Genomic DNA, 18,822 nt, shown 5'->3' on the forward strand with positions numbered 1-18,822 from the left:
TAAAATTCAGCAGGCGCCCATTTCGCAAGTATATACAAGATTTATGACAATTCTAATGTATTCAATTCATTAAATTTCATGATGCGGCAGTACAAACTCCACATCACTACGATGACCATTTTTCATTAATGAAACCGCAATAGATAAAGGCGGCGCACCTTCAAAAATAACATCATAGAGTGCACAGGTGATTGGCATATACACATCCAACTCTTGTGCCCGCGCACGCACCTGAACGACTGTATTAATCCCTTCTGCGGTTTGTCCCAACTCTTTAGTTGCTTGCTCTAAACTTTTCCCTTTCCCCAAGGCATAACCTATCTGATAGTTACGACTCAGTGGACTGTTACAGGTTGCAAATAAATCACCCACACCCGACAATCCTAAGAAAGTTAATGGATTTGCCCCCAACTTCACAGCAAAACGGCTCATCTCAGCCAAAGCGCGAGTTAAAATCATACTTTTGGTATTTTCACCTACATTATAAGCAGCCGCCATCCCCATTGCGACTGCATAAATATTCTTAAGTGCACCACCCAACTCCACACCATTTACATCATCACTTGCAAACACACGGAATAAAGCACTATGTAAAGCTTGCTGTACAGCATAACGTACCAATTCAGAGTGGCTTGCTATAACCGTACCCGCAGGTTGTCCTGCAACAATTTCTTTTGCCAAGTTCGGCCCCGAAAGTACACCAAAAGGAATTTCAGGCAGTTCTTGCTGAATAATATCGCTCATAAAGCAAAATGTTTTGGCTTCAATCCCTTTGGTTAAAGACACCACAGCTTGCGAACTAATAAATGGACGAATCTGTTTCAGCACATCACGAAAGGAATGGCTTGGAATGGCAACCAAGATAATATCGCGATCTCGTACCGCTTTTTCCAAATTCGAAACTGCAACCAAATTTTCCTCTAACTGAAAATCAGGTAAATAACGTTGATTCACGTGAGTACGGTTAATTTCTTCAGCAATCGCTTCATCACGAATCCAAATCATGGTATCGCAACCATTACGAACAGCCGTATTGGCCATTGCCGTTCCAAAACTCCCACCACCCAACACCGTGACGCGTAAAGCTGTCTTACGGTCAATAATTACAGGTTCTAGCAAATCACTAAACTTTAATTCAGACATTTATTTTTATATCCCAAAATGGATCTAACTTATTTATTCCAAGTACTTACATAGTCAGCAGTATTTATTTCAGCTCGGGCAGGAATTACCTTAGCCGCTGTCCCTACATAAATAATTCCTGAAATCAGATCATGCTCTGTTAAGCCCAAAGCCTGTTTTAATAATTTTGACTCAACCACAGCACCGCTTCGCCACATGGTCGAAAAACCTTGCGCGTGCAAAGACAATAAGAAATTTTGAATTGCTGCACCAGTACTTAGAGTTTGCTCAAAGTCAGGAACTTTAATATGCGCTTGGAACTTAGTCAGTGCGAGAACCAACAACGGCGCACGGAAAGGATGATTCTTCACTCGATCAAGTTGAACTTGGTCTTGTTCACCCAAATCTGATAGGGCTTGGGACAACAATAACCCAAATGCTTCACGTTGCTCAGGTTCTATCACCACAAATTTTGTCGGTTTTAGGCGATGGTGATCGGGCGCGGTTAAAGCTGCCTGAAATGCCAATTCGAGTTGCGCTTTATTTGGAGCCGGTTCAACAAGATGTCCAATTGACTGACGTTGATGAATATTTTGATGAATAAGGTCAGCTGCTAAATCCGTCATTAACTTAAAGATCTATACATAAATACTTCAGCAAGAGTATCACAATATTTTCATATTACTCTAGCCAACTGAATAAATTGTCTTTGCAAATCATGTTTCACACAGCAATAAAATAAAACTGCATTTTTAATACAGCACCCATAGCCCAATCATGAAACTATGACTCATCTATTTCTTATGATAAATGGGGAAAACATGAATAAAATTTTAACTTTAGGCACAACTGCATTATTCACTATCTTACTCACCGCGTGTGCCTCGACGCCCACTTCCTCCACGGTAATTCAAAAAGAAAACAACCAATTTGAAGTCACAGGGCTAGGTAAAACCAATATCATTGCGAAAAACAACGCCATTGCTGCCGCGAACAAAACTTGTAAAAGCTCAACGCCTATCGTTGTCAGCGAAAAGACCGAATACAATGGTGCCTTAAAAGGCGTTGTTGATGATAAAACTGGGCAGATAATTCAATCAGCCGCCGAAGTGATTGGTAGCATTGCAGGCACCAATACCAGTATGGCCAAAGATACAGATTATCAGACTGTTGTGACTTTTTATTGTAAAGCCAACTAGCACAATTAAGTCCAAGAATTGACATGCAATAAAAAAGGGTTAGCTTCAAAGCTAACCCTTTTCGATTTTAAACCTATATTAGCAATAACCTTCCAAACGGGTTAAAGGCAATTTCTGACCAATTGCTTTTTCAATTTCAGGCAAATGGAATGCATCATCCTCAGAAAGGAAGCTAATACTTACCCCTCGACTGCCTGCGCGACCAGTACGTCCAATACGGTGTACATAATCATCAGACTGTTCAGGTAAAGTGAAATTAACCACGTGTGACACACCATCTACATGAATACCACGCCCTGCAACGTCCGTTGCAATCATAATATTATGCTGACCATTCTTAAACTGATCTAACATTTTAAGACGTTTGTCTTGTGCAATTTCACCTGACAACATGACCACTTTATAACCATCGCGCTTTAAGCTGTCATACAGCTTACGAACTTGATCACGACGGTTAGCAAAGATCATGACTTTTTCAATCGGCTCATCATGCAAAATATCTTGTAGCAATTTATATTTATCAGACTTCGCAACCATATACACACGTTGTTCAACATCTGCATTGGTTTTCTTTTCAGGTTCGATTTCTACTGTAACTGGCTCAAACAACCATTGTTGTGCCAAGTTAAGCACATCGTAGCTAAAAGTTGCAGAGAACATGAGGGTTTGACGCTGTTCTTTACGCGGTGAATAACGCACAATCCGTTTAACTGAAGGAATGAAGCCCATATCCAACAAACGGTCTGCTTCATCGATTACTAAAAATTCAATTTGATCTAACCAAACTTCTTTTTGCTCTACAAAATCAATCAGTCGCCCTGGAGTAGCTACAATAATATCGACAGGTTTTTTATCGAGTTGTGCTTTTTGCTTATCAAAATCCACCCCACCCAATAAAGTCACCAAATGCAGGTCGGTAAACTTCGTCAAATGTTGCGCATCACTTTCAATTTGTAATGCCAATTCACGCGTGGGTGCCAAAATTAAAGCACGTGGTTCACCACGAAAACGCTGTTCTTTAATCGGATTATTGAGTAAATCATTAATCACACTGACCAAAAATGCGGCTGTTTTCCCCGTCCCTGTTTGCGCACGACCAATCGCATCATGCCCAGCCAAAGTAAATTTGAGCACCTTTTGCTGGATTGGCGTCATTTCCTTAAACCCTAAAGCATCAATCGCTTGTTTAAGTTGCGGGTGTAAATTTAGGGTTTCAAAACCAGATGACATAAATACGCGCTCAAACTAATAAATATAGAAAAACAGAGTCATTATAAACAAAAAACGCCCCAATAGACATTGAGGCGTTTCGAAGAATCTTTAGCGTATTAGTCTAAAGGTTGAACTTCTTCAGCTTGGAAGCCTTTTTGACCTTTTACAACGCTGAATTCAACACGTTGGCCGTCACGAAGTGAACGGTGGCCTTCGCCTTGAATAGCACGGAAGTGAACAAATACATCATCACCGCCATTGCGTTGAATAAAACCAAAACCTTTAGTGTCGTTGAACCATTTAACTACGCCTTGTTCACGAGCTGTCATAAGTTAATCCTCATTGTATTTAAAAGAAGGACCACCCGGTGTTGCAAACAGCAGAGCAAACAAGGTTTAAAAACATTTATTATTTCTAAGCTTGTAATCATTCTGTATAACTATTAACAAAATCCCGGTTACATCCATTTGTACAGTATGGGTTTAAAACAATTTATAGTTGTGTTAAATCCTCAATACGGCATCGAGCTTAACATGGGTTTATGACAATTAATAGAATTTTTTTTACTTATTCCACATCAAATTTAGTATTTTTTTTTCGATACTTATTTATCACCAGTATAAACATAAATATAGTTTTACTGTGATTTAAGTTGGGATTTGGCATTAAATTTGCTAATATTTGGCAGTGTATCCTGAAATTTCTCACTCCAGATGTCGAATCAAAACGAATATGACCTCATTATTGATGCTATGGGTAAGCCTTGCCCTATGCCATTACTCATGTTGAAGCGTTCTTTAAAAAATTCGCCGCATTGTCGGGTCTTACTTAAATCGTCCGATCCACATAGCCAAATTGATGTAACAAGGTATTGCCAAATGCATCAGATGACCTGTGTTGTGCAAAAAATTTCAGAGCATGAATATCATTACTTAATTGAATCTTAATTATTTTCAATTAAACTAAATGGTTTCAATTTGGCATAAAAAATTACATAACACTACCCAAATTTCCTTAATGTGTGAGCGTATTGGCATTAAGATGAATGGTAGTGGAACATCAATGTCCAATTTTATTAAGGAGTACCTATGAGTGACAGCAGCAATCAATTGATGCCCCTGTCATTATCTGCACCAGGTGTAAACCTTGGGGCATATATTAGTACTGTCAATCAGATTCCAATTTTAACAGCCGAACAAGAAAAAGAGTTGGCTGAGCGTTACTACTACGACCAAGACCTTGATGCTGCAAAAATGCTGGTGATGTCGCATTTACGTTTTGTGGTACATATTGCACGTAGTTATGCAGGTTATGGACTACCCCAAGGCGATTTAATTCAAGAAGGCAACCTAGGCTTAATGAAAGCCGTAAAACGTTTTGATCCGAATATGGGCGTACGCTTGGTTTCATTTGCAGTACACTGGATTAAAGCCGAAATTCATGAATACGTCATTCGTAACTGGCGAATCGTAAAAATTGCAACAACTAAAGCTCAACGTAAATTGTTCTTTAATTTACGTAGTCTGAAAAAATCAAGCAAAAAACTGACGCTAGAAGAAGCACGATCAATTGCCAATGATTTAAATGTAACACCTGAGCAAGTCCTTGAAATGGAAGGACGTTTAACTGCTTATGATGCTGCATTTGAAGCACAGGGAGATGATGATGACGAAGGTTCAACTCATGTTGCCCCTGCATTATACTTAGAAGATAATCGTTACGACCCTGCTCGCTTAGTTGAAAGTGAAGACTATGAGGAACAAAGCACCTCTGCCTTACACGAAGCGATGGAGCAACTGGATGATCGTTCGCGCAACATCTTACAACGTCGTTGGTTAGATGATGACAAGTCGACCTTGCATGAATTGGCTGCTGAATATAACGTCTCTGCTGAACGTATCCGTCAGTTAGAAAAAAATGCGATGGAAAAAATTAAAGTCGCGATGTCATCCAATTAAGTTTTTTGTTTTAAAAGGCACAACTTCACATTGTGCCTTTTTTATATTAACGCTTTGAACAATGTCACATTTCGCTTTTTTACCTTAGCCAGAATATGCTAAGGTTATGCGCAAACTTGTTTAGGTCATCATGGCTTATGTGGATCGCAATCTCTGCACTTAATTTAGCAATTGCTGTCATGTTAGGCGCTTTTGGTGCACATGGTTTAAAAGCGCGTGCAACTGAAGCTCAACTGGCTTGGTGGCATACAGCAACAGATTATTTTTTCTATCATGCCTTGGGCTTATTGGCGCTCGCCATTTTGGCAAAAGTAGTTCCCCAACTGCCTATTAAAATGAGTTTTTCCCTTATTCAAATTGGAATTTTCTTCTTTTGTGGCTCATTGTACGTCATGGCTTTAGGTTTACCTCGCATCTTAGGTGCCATTACACCTATTGGCGGCGCTCTCATGATTGCTGGATGGCTGGTTCTGGCTTGGAATGCTTACAAATACGCCAAATAAAGTCGCAGATTTTCTGGAATGAAACATGCAAATTTTTTTAAATGGTGAAGCAAAAGACACCACTTGTCGCAATCTTTTACAACTGGTTCAGGAATTAGAACTGGAAGGTAAACGCTTTGCGGTAGAACAAAATGAAATGATTATTTCTAAGTCTAAACTCGAACAAACCCCAATTTGTGATCAAGATCGCATTGAAATTATTCAGGCCGTTGGTGGCGGCTAATTCGGAGCTCCCATGGAAGATACCCCTCTTATTGTTGGTTCAAGAACCTTTCACTCACGTTTGTTAGTGGGTACAGGTAAATATAAAGATTTGAATGAAACTGATTTAGCCATTCAAGCCAGTGGTGCTGAAATTGTCACCGTCGCCATTCGTCGTGTGAACATTGGGCAACACCCTGATCAACCGAATTTACTTTCTGTGATCCCTCCAGAAAAATACACCATTTTACCGAACACAGCAGGCTGCTTTGATGCAAATAGTGCAATCCGTACCTGTATGTTGGCACGTGAACTGTTAGATGGTCACAATCTGGTAAAACTGGAAGTTTTAGGGGATGAAAAAACCCTGTATCCCAACATTACTGAAACCTTAAAAGCAGCACGCACACTGATTGATGATGGTTTCGAGATTATGGTGTACACCTCGGATGACCCAATTGTCGCGCAAGAATTAGAAAGCATGGGTTGCGTTGCGATTATGCCTTTAGGCAGTTTAATTGGCTCTGGTTTAGGTATTTTAAATCCGCACACCATTTCAATTATTAAAGAGAATGCCAAAGTTCCAGTGTTGGTAGATGCTGGTGTTGGTACAGCCAGCGATGCTGCGATTGCAATGGAATTAGGCTGTGACGGTGTACTGATGAATACAGCGATTGCTGCTGCTCAAAATCCAATTTTAATGGCATCTGCCATGAAAAAGGCAGTTGAAGCAGGACGTGAAGCCTTCCTTGCGGGACGTATGCCACGTAAACGTATGGCAAATGCCAGTTCCCCTGAAACGGGTTATTTCTTTAAATAATACTGCACTTAAAATGGATTCTTCGGAATCCATTTTTTATACTTTCTATAATCTTTTTATAATAAAAGTTCAGAACATCATGCTAAAAAATATACTTGCTCTTACACTCGCGGCATTAAGCTCCTCAGCATTCGCAGCTTCAGAAACTCCTGCTTATTCAAAGTTTGTGCCACAAGGTTGGAAAATTTTGAAAACAACCACTGGGGATTTGAACCGTGATGGTCAGAATGACACCGTCTTGGTTATTGAAGAAAATAATCCAGAAAATGTGATTGCCAATGCTGGTTTAGGCAGTTCTGTACTTAATACCAACCCCAGAACGCTGCTTGTTTTATTTAAGACAGCTTCAGGTTACCAATTAATAAGTAAAAATGAGCTATTGCCTAGTGAGAACGATGCCGAATCCCCTTGTCTTGCAGACCCACTAGAAGAAGGTGGAATAACGATTGCTAAAGGCTTGTTAAAAATAAGCCTACATTATTGGTTAAGTTGTGGTTCTTGGTATGTGACCAATAATACCTTTACCTTTCGCTATGAAAATAATGACTTTCGTTTGATTGGTTTTGACAGTAATGATTTCCATCGTGCTTCAGGTGACATTACCGAAAAGAGCATTAATTTTGCTACAGGTAAAGTGAAAAGTACCACGGGTAAAAATGAATTTGCGGAAACTTCGCAACCTGTAAAGGTTCAGTGGAGTACACTTAAAAATAAATATCAGATTCAATTACCAAATATTGATTTTAGTGAATACCCAGAATACCAATAAAAAAATGCCTCCAGTGAGGCATTTTTTTTAGACATTTTACAGAGAAGAACAAAAATTAAGGGATTAGGCCTTCATCACGCATCGCCATTTGTACAGACTGGCGCTCGGCAACCTTATGACGTATACCAATAATATTCGTATAAGGCGTTAAATCATGCTCAATTGAATTTGACCAATTTGTCAGCACAAATAAATACGCATCTGCTGGACCAAAATTATCATCCACCAAGTAGTCATGATCAGATTCTGCAATGGCTGTATCAATATAGGTTAATAAGCGATCAATTTCTGCATATGCCTTGGTTTTAGCATCTTCCGATAAAGGACCTCCAAAAAATACAGCATAGGCATCATGTAACTCGGAGTTAAGATAACCCAACCATTCCAATACTTTGGCACGTCCTAAACCTGATGGCGGAATTAAATCTTGTTTAGGATCATGCTGAGCAAGGAAAGGTAAAATTGCCACATTTTCGGTCAGAATTAACCCTGGATTAATTTCTAAGGCAGGAACATAACCTTTAGGATTAATTGCATAATAATCATCACCTTTTTCTGTTTTATGGGTTTTTAGGTCTACGCGAACCAGATCAAAATCGACATTAATTTCATTTAGAATAATATGAGATGCCAGTGAACATGCACCTGGGGAATAATAAAGCTTCATATATGATCCTTGTTATCTAACTCTTTACTTCTTTTAAACTTACTTTTGACAAACTTTCAAGCGATCAGACCTGTAAATTGCAAAAAACGTAACTGCTATATAAAACATATAAAAACCATTACCTTTTGAATATTGTTCAATTTCTACAATTTTTCAAGTTAATCCTGTGTGATTTTTTATTGCTAGATGTTTTAACATACACATTCTTTAAATTTTATGAAATGTTGTAGTGATTAGCCTTAAAAGATCAGAATGGTTATCCAATATTCGTACAGATGTACTTGCTGGTATTGTCGTTGGTTTAGCCCTTATTCCTGAATCGATTGCATTCTCGGCAATTGCAGGTGTTGACCCACAAGTCGGTTTATATGCCTCATTCTGTATTGCAGTGAGTATTGCATTTTTTGGTGGACGCCCTGCCATGATTTCTGCGGCGACGGGTGCAATGGCATTGCTGATGATTACCTTGGTCAAAGATCATGGTCTTCAATACTTATTTGCCACCACCATTTTGACAGGTTGTATTCAGATTATTGCGGGCTATTTTAAAGTCGCAAAATTGATGCGATTTGTCTCTCAATCCGTGGTCTATGGCTTTGTTAATGCGCTCGCTATTTTAATTTTTGTGGCACAAATTCCTGAAATACAAAAAATGGATTTTATGGGCTATGGTTTTGTGGCTTTAGGTTTAACTATTGTTTATCTATTTCCATATATGCCTAAAATTGGCAAATTACTGCCCGCCCCATTAGTCTGTATTATTTTACTCAGCTTAGTCGCTCTCGTTTTTGGCGCAGATATGCGCACTGTCAGTGATTTAGGTCAATTCCCTGATACGCTGCCTATATTTTTAATTCCAGACATTCCTCTTGATCTTGAAACCTTAAAAATCATCTTTCCTTACGCCATGACCTTAGCCACAGTTGGTTTACTGGAAACCATGATGACCACCACCATTGTGAATGAAGTGACAGGAACCGAAGGTGATCGTCATAAAGAATGCCGTGGACAAGGTTTTGCCAATATTGTCAGTGGCTTTATGGGTGGTATGGCAGGTTGTGCCATGATTGGTCAATCCATCATCAATGTGAGTTCTGGGGCTCGTACACGACTTTCTACCTTGGTGGCGGGTGTATTTTTACTCTGTCTGGTGGTGTTTTTAAAAGATTGGTTGGCTTATATTCCAATGGCAGCTCTGGTTGCGATTATGATTATGGTGTCCTTTACCACCTTTAACTGGGACTCAGTCAAACAATTTAGTAAACATCCGAAACAAAGTAACATTGTGATGCTGAGTGTAGTTGTTATTGTTTTAGCTACACATAATTTAGCTTTAGGCGTATTTGTTGGGGTCTGTCTTTCTGCGCTCTTTCTTGTAAATAAATTGGAAAGTGAAGTGAAAGTTCAATCTCAATTAATGAATGCTGAAACTTTGCAATATCAAGTTTCAGGACAGATTTTCTTCAGCAGTACGGAAAAATTTTATCAATTTTTTGATTTCACGACTTCAGTAAAACATGTGATTCTGGATCTGACCCATGCTCATATTTGGGATATTACCTCGGTGAATATGTTAAATACTGTGGTACAAAAATTTCGAGATCAAGGCATTGAAATTGAAGTCCTCGGTTTAAATGAAGCCAGTAGTACGTTGATTGACCGCTATAATCCACTTTAATATTTCTGCATGATAAAAAAGAGCTGTTTCATTCAGCTCTTTTTTATTGACCTTTTATGACACCACCTGATTCTATTCAAACTCCTTAACTGAAGGCTTGATCAGTGGGAAAAATATCAATTTGCAAAACTCAAAAACAATTTAATTGCCGAAATCATGGTAAAAAATTTGACTTGCCCGTCTCAGGATTTAAAATACCGCTTTTGAATTTTTACATTTGCCAAAGTTATGTCAACCGATCTATTAGAACCGCAAGTCGTCGAGCTAGACAACTTGAATGAGCATCGTGAAATTGTGACTTTTATGCGTCGCTCTTCTCCGCTGAATACTTCTCAACGTACTGCGCTTGAACAATATGGTCACTTAATTTTGGAATATCCAGTCGGTGATTTACGTCAGCATTTTGAACATCCTGAACACCCATTAACCGTTGAAATTGGTTTTGGTATGGGTCGTTCACTGGTGCTTATGGCAAAAGCCAATCCTGAACGTAACTATGTCGGGATTGAAGTCCATGTTCCAGGTATTGCGCAGTGCGTATATGAAGCTGGCATGGCAGGTTTAACTAACCTTCGTCTTTTAGATGCCGATGCAATTCAAGTACTCCGTGAAATGCCAGATAACAGCATCAATGCTGTGCAACTTTACTTCCCAGACCCATGGCAGAAAAAACGCCACTTCAAACGTCGTTTCGTGTCACATGACCGTATGCCATTGGTTGAACAGAAGTTAGAAATGGGTGGAACATTCCACGCAGCAACAGACTGGGAACCGTATGCAGAATGGATGCTTGATGTGCTCGATAACCGTCCAAATCTTGAGAATATGGCAGGTAAAGGCAACAGCTACCCACGTCCTGACTGGCGTCCACAAACTAAATTTGAACGTCGTGGACTTGAAGAAGGTCATAAGATTAACGACTTCTTATTTAAGAAAATTAAATAAGTTTTAGATCTTCAAAAAAAAATAGGGCTTAATGCCCTATTTTTTATGCTTAAAATGTTAAAACACATGCCGAATTTCAACTGTCGGATCATGTTCATCTAAGCGTTTTGCCAAAATATGTAAACGTCGTGTCGGCACTGCGGGAAACAAATGATGCTCCACATGATAAAACATGTTGTAGGTCACGACACGTTTGAACTCATTACGCACTGTACGTGCCATATAAATATGGTCTTCCGTGTCATGATGCACCGTCCACACCGCAAAAAATGCCGTCATACATTGCCCAATCAACATCGCACTGACATGGTATTTTAAAATACCAATATCCAAGATCACAAAAACCAAAAACAGCACGACCACATTGACAACAAGTTCAGCAGACATCCACTTTTTCTGTGTTTTGGTTCCAACCTCAAAGGCTTTTTTATGCAACATCCACGGAAAAATAGGGCCAAATAACAAAGCTTTCCACCACTTCATGGTTGCACTTTTTGCTTCAATATCCTCTTCTTGCATACAGTGCTGATGGTGTCGAAGATGATTAATTTGTACCGCATGCATTGAACCAAGCATAATAATGCTTAAGACAAACATGACCCAATGTGTGGCAGGTCGGCTAATACCTAAAGCAAAATGAAAGGCGTTATGTACCTGTCTAAGCCCTGTTAAGAAAAACATAAACGAGCAAAATAGCGCCAAGATATACCACTGCAAACCTGCAAAAATGAAAGAGACAACTAACCACGGTAAAGAAATGAATAACTCACTGATGACATCAGTACGGCCTAACGGCACAAGATCTTTCCACTGCACCTGTTCTAATAATAAATGTGAACGCATACACCCTCTAATTGTTTGTATTTATTTTCAGAAGCACTCTACCGAATCCTAATGCATAAAAAAAGCCACTTTTTCAGCGGTTTTTCTTGTTTTTATTACAGGTACACGAGTTATTCATCCTTCGATTAACTGTGTCGCTGCATAATTTGCTGACTCATCAAGGTATAAACCTCCGCCAAATCAGATCGTTTTAAATCTTCTAATATTGACTGATGCATCTGTAAAATATTCTGATCCTGACGCATCGCAGGGCCTGTTTGCACCACTTTCGGATCATTTTGGGTGGCTTTCGCTGCTGTTTCCAAGATCAGCGGATACAACAAACTAAAATCAACTTGCGTCTGATCCACAATTTGCTTGCTCATGTCGTAACAGTAATTGGCAAAATTACAGGCAAATACCGCAGCCAAATGCAGACTTAAACGTTGTTGTGAACTATAAGCATAGACTCGTTCGCTCAACTGTTGAGCCAAATCCAATAACTGTTTTTGATCGTCTTCATTTGCAGCTTCAATAAATAATGGGGTGTGTTTCCAATTTATCTCCCGTTCTAGACTAAAGGTCTGTAAAGGATAAAACACGCCCGCACGTGGGTGCCGTTGCTGTAGGATTTGCAGATCAGTACTGCCTGAAGTATGTACAATCAGAACCTCTGGCAATAACGGCGCAACTTCAGCGATGACAGCGGCAATGGATTGATCGCTGACAGCAAGAATCAGTAAATCAATTTCTGAGGATAAATCGGCTAATGAGGGGCATGCTTGTGCTGCCATCTGCTCTGCCAACTGTTGTGACTTTTCCCAAGTTCGACTATAAATTTGTACAATTTGATGGTGTTGCTTTAAAGCAGATGCCAAATGGTGGGCAACACGTCCAGCACCAATAAAACTAATTCGCATGTCTACGCTTACTCTCTATTTCTGCGCTAAGCATGCCAATAAAAAAAGGACGAATCAATTCGTCCTTTTTATTTCAAGCCACTTTCTGATTAATTAAAGACATTGTTCAAATAAACAATACGCTCCGATGTTTTTTGATTAAAACATTTGGTGTATTGCATGTCCTGATTTTGTGCTTTCATTTGCTCATCCCAATAATCGTAATGCTGTTGATAAGTTTCACGATCTTTTTCAGCAATATTATGAATACTGGTTTGCGCAATCACTTTACAATCCACATCACGCTTTTCAAACCAATCTGACTGATCTTGTTGCAATTGTGCTTTTTGCTCACTGGTGAAATTATCCCAAGTTTGATTCAAACGTTCTACGATTTTTTTCTGATCAGCATTGAGCTCTTTCTGACGGATATCCATAGATTTCTGAGCGAGTTCTTGTTGCTCTGCTTGTTTTTGATCTTGCGTATCCCGCATATTTTCATACTGTTGATTTTCTTCTTCATAAGCGGCGAGTTGTACTGCTTTTTCGGTGATATAAACTAGACCATCTAACACTTTATTTTCTTTTGGTAGCTGGAGTTGAATACCTTCTTTATCGGTTTTAATCAGTTGATAATCAAATGATCCTTTAAGTTGATCATTTTGCATCGTTAAACCATATGCTTCACTTTCCAGTAAATCGTTCAACGTACCATAGCGATCACACTCATCACAACTTTCTGTTTCATAACCATTTTCAGCGCGCTGTTGTAAACCTTTCGGCATTTTCACAATCAGCTCGCTACGACATTCCAATTGCTTCGCTGTGTCAGGTTGTTCGGTTACGGTGGTAATACTTTTGACTTCAAATTGAATATGCTGCGTGATGGTATCGGTCAGGTTTTTATCTGCCTGATAATAGCTCGAGTTACGTAAGGCTTTATCTAACTTTTTCAAATAGTCTTGCTGTAAAGCCATCTTAATCTCTTTTAATTTCGCTTCATTGCTACAGTCCCATTCATTGACTACGGGTGCTGCTTGTTCTGCTTCAGCGCTGTCTTTCTTTCCTTTAAAGAAATCACAACCTGTTAAAAGCATACTGCTACACAATGTTGCAAAAACCAAAGAATTGGCAAATTTATTCATATAAAGCCTAGTGTCTGTTTGTTATTTTTCGAGGCGTATTTAAGCAAATTTGGGCTAAAAAAACGAGTAGTTAAAGCATGAAAGATTTTACATCGTAAAAAAGGGACGATTTCGTCCCCTTTTTTTACTTGCGCATTGGTCTCGGTTAAAAGCTCTTATTTACACGCATACCAATACTGAAATTACGACCATCCGCAGGCTCAAAGAAGCGACTATTGCTATCATTCACAATCACAGAACCCACATAGTTACGATCAAACAAATTATCGACTCGAGCATAAGTATTCACTTTCCAGTCTTTATTGACCCACAAATAGCCAACATTTGCCGCCACTACGGTATAACTTGGCGCAGTATCGGAATTGATATCATCGACATAAATCTTGTCCATATAACGTGCTTCTAAGCCAGCCTGCAAGCCTTGCTCTGGTTGCCATGCTAAGCCTACAAAAGCTTGATTCTTGGCAATCCCAGGAATGTATGTTCCTTTCTGTATCAGCGGCTTGGTTGTGGTCGCTGGAATATCAGCATCAAAAGTCGCATCTAAATAACTATAACTGGTTCGAATATTGAATGCTTGCCAGAGCTGTTTTTGCCACGATAACTCTAAACCTTCACGTAAGGTTTTTTCCGCATTGCGAAATGTGCTACGCCCGCCATTGGCATCGTCAGGAACAATGTCATTTTTAGTTTCAGTATGAAATACAGCAAAAGTAAACAGCCCCAAGCTATTCTGCGATTTTAATCCAAGTTCTGCGGTATCACTGGTCGCAGGTTTTAAATTAAAGTTAATGCCTGAAGTTCCTACTGTAGGATAAGCCATTTCGGTAAAGGTTGGTGTTTCGAAGCCTTTACCATAACTGCTATAAGCATAAAGCTCGGGTAAAATTTCCCATCCCAAAGCGATAGTTGGAAGTAACTTTTGATAATCTGTTGAACCACTGTCATCACCATTACCTGTAGTGATGTAATGGTCTTCAGACTCATAATGTACATTGCTATAGCGCAAACCTGCATCTAAGTGCCACTGTGGCAAGAACTGCCATGAAGCTTGCACATAAGGATCGAGATTCCATAAGGTATTGATTTCATCGCGACGTAAATCACCTTTCACGCCATAATGCCCTGTCGCATCAAAGTTTTCATACCCCTGACGATCTTCGCGCATCTGATCAAATGCCAAACCTGCAATAAATGTAGTATTCGGCAAGAGCTCTTTACCCGTCCAACGAAAGTCTGCACCATAATAATCTCGATCAAAATCGATCACACCGCCTGCATGACGAGGATTTTTTTGGGCACTACTCGGGATCGACTGATATTGCACAACCTGACGATTCCCCAAATAGACCATGCCATACAACTCTTGCTGATCATTCAGTGGTTTATTCCATGTCAGCCCTGTTTGGGTTTGTTCAATTTCTTTACGTACATCATAAATATTTTTAGCATCATTCACTTGCTTCGGATTGGCTTGCCATTGCGCACGGTTTAAGCCTTGAGGATCATCTGCCTCAATTTTTGTACGGTTAATGAGCCAATTAATCTTACTACCATCCTCCAAATTCCAAGTGAGCTTGGCGTTATTCAACACTTTTCGCGCAGCGCTATGATCACGAAAACCATCGGTATCAAAATAGGAAGAACTGACCACATAAGCGGGTTGATTGGCTTGGTCTGAACCCCCTTGTAATTGAATATTGGCTTGTTGTTTATGGTGGCTGCCTGCATTTAGCCCCACCTGAATCGAGTCTTTCCCTTGCCCTTCTTTGGTTTGAGTTAGAATGGTTCCACCCGATGAATTCCCATAAAGTGAAGAAAATGGCCCTGTCAAAACTTCAATATTGTCCAAGCTGTCTAAGTCAATATTAGAGCTTTGCCCCTGACCATCTGGCATGGTTGCAGGAATACCATCGATATACAGTCGTATCCCACGCACACCAAAAGTAGAACGCGCCCCAAAGCCACGCATGGAAATTTGCAAATCTTGCGCGTAATTTTCACGGTTATTGATTTGTAAACCCGCAACACCTTGCAATAGTTCTGACACATTCACATTTGAGTTTCGTTGTGATTCTGGAGCTTGTACTTTCTGTATCGAAGCGGGTGCCTGTAACAATTCATTTTCAGTACGTACGGCTTGTACGGTAATAACTGGGAGTTGATATGCCGCTGTATCTTGCGCATACAATGCCATCGATTTTAGAATCACTGTGGCTAATAAAGCATATTTAAAGGGAAGTGGATTGCAACTATATAATTTCACAAAACATCCTTTTCTTATCATCTTGGTAGGAATGTAGAAAGCCCCTCTTTATAGAAGGACTCTCCCAACAATAATACGTTTTAGTCTTCTAAACTATAAGCAATCACATAATCACCATGATCAGGCGACTGACGCGCTCCACCAGCAGAAATAACCACATATTGTTTACCCGTTTTTGGGGAAATGTAGCTCATTGGCGTACCTTGGCTACCCACAGGTAAACGGGCTTTCCACAATTCTTCACCATTAGATGAATTGAAGGCGCGTAAGTAGTAATCTTGTGTTGCTGCAAAGAACACTAAACCACCCTGTGTTGCCATTGGACCACCAATGGTTGGCATACCAATCGGTGCTTTTAAGCCCATTTTGATGCCCATTGGACCTGTATCTTCGACTGTACCCAAAGGAACCTGCCATGCAATTTGACGAGTTTTCATATCAATTGCAGTCATGGTACCAAATGGTGGTTTTTGACAAGGAATACTTAACGCTGACCAGAATCGGTTTTTGTTCACTTTGTATGGTGTGCCTTTCATTGGTACTGCACCCATACCTGTATTCACTTTCTCACCGCCATTGGCTTGAATCGCCAAATCTTCAGGGGTTTGTTTGATCAACTGAATCCAAAGGCCTAAACGCATGTCGTTCACAAACATATAACGGTGCGTTGGATCGAAGGCAATAGAACCCCAGTTCATACCACCGAGTGAACCCGGAAAGCTTAACGAAATATCCGTGCCTGGTGCAGTAAATAGACCTTCATAACGCATCGATTTGAAATTGATACGACACATCAATTGATCAAATGGCGTAGCACCCCACATGTCTGATTCAGTGAGCATTTGATTACCAATTTGTGGCATTTCAATAGAACGCGGTTGGGTCAAACTGTATTGTTCATTTGGAATATCTGCGGCTTTAACAGGTTGTTCAATGACTTTGGTCAATGGTTTACCTGTTACACGGTCAAGTACAAAGAACTGACCAGACTTCGTACCAATGACTACAGCAGGTTTAGTCGAACCATCTTTGAGTGGAAAATCGACTAAACTTGGTTGCATTGGCAAGTCAAAGTCCCATAAATCATTATGAACGGTTTGATAGACCCACTTTTCTTTACCTGTGGTCGCATCCAGTGCCAATACCGAAGTATTGTATTTATGATCCAATGGTTGACGGTTTGCACCCCAAAGGTCAACTGATGAACTTCCCATTGGTAAGAACACTGTATTCATTTGAGGATCATAGGACATTGCCGCCCATGAGTTGGCCGAACTACGTTTATAAGTTTCACCTGGTTTAAGCACATAGTTTGGATTAGGATTCCGTGGATCGAATGCCCAACGCAATTGACCTGTAATGACATCGTATGCACGAATTACACCACCCGGCATGTCAGCCCCGACGTTATCGGCAATACGGCTACCAATAACGATAGACGTACCTGCAATCGTTGGTGCAGAAGTCACCTCAAAACGCGGTGCTTTGGTGCCATCACCTAAACCTTCAAGTAAATTGACAGTACCATCGACACCGAAATCTTTACAACGCTCACCAGTATCGGCATTCACTGCAATTAAACGACCATCAGGTGTGTTGGTATAAACACGACGTGGACAGGCCGTATTGGTTGCCACAGCAGTGACCGCGTTTGCACCTGCCAAGGTTGGCTGTACCAATGCTTGCGTCGAATCAAAATAAGCAACGCCACGGCAACGCTCCCAAGCATCGGCTTTAGAGTTGACTTCAGCTTTCCAGATTTGTTTACCCGAGTCCGCATCCACAGCAATGATATTGTTATGCGGGGTACACAAAAATACTTTATTGCCGACCTGCAATGGCGTCATCTGATCTTCTGCACCATTGCCTGAACCTGTGGTTTTATCTCCCGTTTGAAAGCGCCAAGCTTCTTTTAACTTGGATACATTATTACGGTTAATTTGATCGAGTGCAGCAAAACGGCTACCACCCGCATCACTACCATAATGATCCCAATTCACTTGCTGCTTATTTGGCGCCACTGGGACAAGCGGTAATTCCTGACCCGATGCTTCAACGGTTGGATGTGGAATAAACATACCGTACATACCACCCAACATGCCTAGGACAGTCAGACCACCTACAACATAAGCAGGTGCAGACATTGTAGTTTGTTGCTGGTATTTACGAATAGATGGCAAGGTGAATAGCACGGCAGCAAATAAACCTGCGGGGAACATTAAGCGTGAATGCAGTGGCCAAAATTCGAAGCCAGTATCAATCAATGCCCAAATGACAGTGCCTACAAAGACTAAACTGAATAATCCAACCCCAAGGGCTTTTTTTCTAAAAATGAAAATCGCAGAAACGATCGTCACTAAGCCTGCAATAAAGAAGTACCAAGAGCCACCTAAACTGATGAGCTTTCCGCCACCAATTAAATAAAATAGGCCTGTTAACAATAAGGCCAAACCAAGGATAAAGCACCATATTTTAAATATGGCTCCTGGCTTAGATTGAGCTTCAGACATACATCTTACTCCAAGTGCCGTGAGTTTAAATGACCACTCCCTCTCTCCTTTGAGTATCATTTATCATCACAAATAAATTCTGATGCTTTCACAGGTTAAACCTGTG

At 40.2% G+C, this 18,822-nt stretch carries 19 protein-coding genes; 9 read left to right on the forward strand and 10 right to left on the reverse strand.

All coding sequences use genetic code 11. The features are described 5' to 3' along the window. Positions 1 to 69: 69 nt before the first annotated feature. Together E0H87_RS11295 and E0H87_RS11300 are read right to left on the reverse strand one after the other, a co-directional pair. Entirely contained in the window at positions 70 to 1,143 is a 1,074-nt protein-coding gene (locus E0H87_RS11295; protein WP_131323700.1) for an NAD(P)H-dependent glycerol-3-phosphate dehydrogenase, read from the reverse strand. 29 nt (positions 1,144 to 1,172) lie between these two features. Continuing rightward, entirely contained in the window at positions 1,173 to 1,748 is a 576-nt protein-coding gene (locus E0H87_RS11300) for a nitroreductase (RefSeq protein WP_131323701.1), read from the reverse strand. 195 nt (positions 1,749 to 1,943) lie between these two features. On the opposite strand from E0H87_RS11300, the gene E0H87_RS11305 reads away from it, so the two are divergent. Beyond that, positions 1,944 to 2,321 carry a hypothetical protein gene (locus E0H87_RS11305; protein WP_131323702.1) on the forward strand — a complete coding sequence of 126 codons (378 nt, stop codon included), beginning with the start codon at positions 1,944 to 1,946 and terminating at the stop codon, positions 2,319 to 2,321. A gap of 78 nt (positions 2,322 to 2,399) precedes the next feature. On the opposite strand, the gene rhlB is transcribed toward E0H87_RS11305, so the two are convergent. Beyond that, positions 2,400 to 3,551, reverse strand: coding sequence for an ATP-dependent RNA helicase RhlB (gene rhlB / locus E0H87_RS11310; protein ID WP_131323703.1), 1,152 nt, complete (start codon positions 3,549 to 3,551; stop codon positions 2,400 to 2,402). A gap of 98 nt (positions 3,552 to 3,649) precedes the next feature. Then, a complete protein-coding gene (locus E0H87_RS11315; protein ID WP_005177104.1) occupies positions 3,650 to 3,862 on the reverse strand; it encodes a cold-shock protein in 213 nt (70 codons plus the stop codon). Positions 3,863 to 4,246: 384 nt separating this feature from the next. Between E0H87_RS11315 and E0H87_RS11320 the strand changes: the two genes are divergently transcribed. From E0H87_RS11320 to E0H87_RS11345, 6 genes are all read left to right on the forward strand, one after another. Next, positions 4,247 to 4,480, forward strand: a complete 234-nt coding sequence (locus E0H87_RS11320) for a sulfurtransferase TusA family protein (protein WP_131323704.1) — start codon at positions 4,247 to 4,249, stop codon at positions 4,478 to 4,480. 141 nt (positions 4,481 to 4,621) lie between these two features. After that, on the forward strand, positions 4,622 to 5,491 hold the full coding sequence (gene rpoH, locus E0H87_RS11325; protein WP_131323705.1) for an RNA polymerase sigma factor RpoH: 870 nt from the start codon (positions 4,622 to 4,624) through the stop codon (positions 5,489 to 5,491). Positions 5,492 to 5,628: 137 nt separating this feature from the next. Beyond that, on the forward strand, positions 5,629 to 5,994 hold the full coding sequence (locus E0H87_RS11330) for a DUF423 domain-containing protein (protein WP_131323706.1): 366 nt from the start codon (positions 5,629 to 5,631) through the stop codon (positions 5,992 to 5,994). A gap of 25 nt (positions 5,995 to 6,019) precedes the next feature. After that, positions 6,020 to 6,217 carry a sulfur carrier protein ThiS gene (gene thiS, locus E0H87_RS11335; RefSeq protein WP_116758899.1) on the forward strand — a complete coding sequence of 66 codons (198 nt, stop codon included), beginning with the start codon at positions 6,020 to 6,022 and terminating at the stop codon, positions 6,215 to 6,217. Positions 6,218 to 6,229: 12 nt separating this feature from the next. Beyond that, a complete protein-coding gene (locus E0H87_RS11340; RefSeq protein ID WP_100243144.1) occupies positions 6,230 to 7,015 on the forward strand; it encodes a thiazole synthase in 786 nt (261 codons plus the stop codon). Positions 7,016 to 7,094: 79 nt separating this feature from the next. Next, entirely contained in the window at positions 7,095 to 7,784 is a 690-nt protein-coding gene (locus tag E0H87_RS11345) for a hypothetical protein (protein WP_131323707.1), read from the forward strand. A 55-nt stretch (positions 7,785 to 7,839) separates the two neighbouring features. Here E0H87_RS11345 and gstA read toward each other — a convergent pair whose 3' ends face one another. Beyond that, positions 7,840 to 8,451: a glutathione transferase GstA gene (gene gstA, locus E0H87_RS11350; RefSeq protein WP_131323708.1), complete on the reverse strand. Its 612-nt coding sequence runs from the start codon at positions 8,449 to 8,451 to the stop codon at positions 7,840 to 7,842. A 229-nt stretch (positions 8,452 to 8,680) separates the two neighbouring features. Between gstA and E0H87_RS11355 the strand changes: the two genes are divergently transcribed. Then, on the forward strand, positions 8,681 to 10,129 hold the full coding sequence (locus E0H87_RS11355; protein WP_131323709.1) for a SulP family inorganic anion transporter: 1,449 nt from the start codon (positions 8,681 to 8,683) through the stop codon (positions 10,127 to 10,129). A 228-nt stretch (positions 10,130 to 10,357) separates the two neighbouring features. Further along, complete coding sequence (gene trmB, locus E0H87_RS11360; RefSeq protein WP_131323710.1) at positions 10,358 to 11,074, forward strand: tRNA (guanosine(46)-N7)-methyltransferase TrmB; 717 nt, start codon at positions 10,358 to 10,360, stop codon at positions 11,072 to 11,074. A gap of 57 nt (positions 11,075 to 11,131) precedes the next feature. On the opposite strand, the gene E0H87_RS11365 is transcribed toward trmB, so the two are convergent. The 5 genes from E0H87_RS11365 to E0H87_RS11385 form a co-directional block, all read right to left on the reverse strand. Next, complete coding sequence (locus E0H87_RS11365; RefSeq protein ID WP_131323711.1) at positions 11,132 to 11,917, reverse strand: fatty acid desaturase; 786 nt, start codon at positions 11,915 to 11,917, stop codon at positions 11,132 to 11,134. Positions 11,918 to 12,042: 125 nt separating this feature from the next. Further along, positions 12,043 to 12,816 carry a Rossmann-like and DUF2520 domain-containing protein gene (locus E0H87_RS11370; RefSeq protein WP_131323712.1) on the reverse strand — a complete coding sequence of 258 codons (774 nt, stop codon included), beginning with the start codon at positions 12,814 to 12,816 and terminating at the stop codon, positions 12,043 to 12,045. A gap of 89 nt (positions 12,817 to 12,905) precedes the next feature. Continuing rightward, complete coding sequence (locus E0H87_RS11375) at positions 12,906 to 13,940, reverse strand: DUF1311 domain-containing protein (protein WP_131323713.1); 1,035 nt, start codon at positions 13,938 to 13,940, stop codon at positions 12,906 to 12,908. Positions 13,941 to 14,085: 145 nt separating this feature from the next. Then, on the reverse strand, positions 14,086 to 16,137 hold the full coding sequence (locus E0H87_RS11380; RefSeq protein WP_165493965.1) for a TonB-dependent receptor: 2,052 nt from the start codon (positions 16,135 to 16,137) through the stop codon (positions 14,086 to 14,088). 149 nt (positions 16,138 to 16,286) lie between these two features. Next, on the reverse strand, positions 16,287 to 18,716 hold the full coding sequence (locus tag E0H87_RS11385; protein WP_131323715.1) for a glucose/quinate/shikimate family membrane-bound PQQ-dependent dehydrogenase: 2,430 nt from the start codon (positions 18,714 to 18,716) through the stop codon (positions 16,287 to 16,289). Positions 18,717 to 18,822: the final 106 nt, after the last annotated feature.

The organism is Acinetobacter sp. ANC 4178 (genome assembly GCF_004331175.1).
In the GTDB taxonomy this organism is placed as follows: Bacteria; Pseudomonadota; Gammaproteobacteria; order Pseudomonadales; family Moraxellaceae; genus Acinetobacter.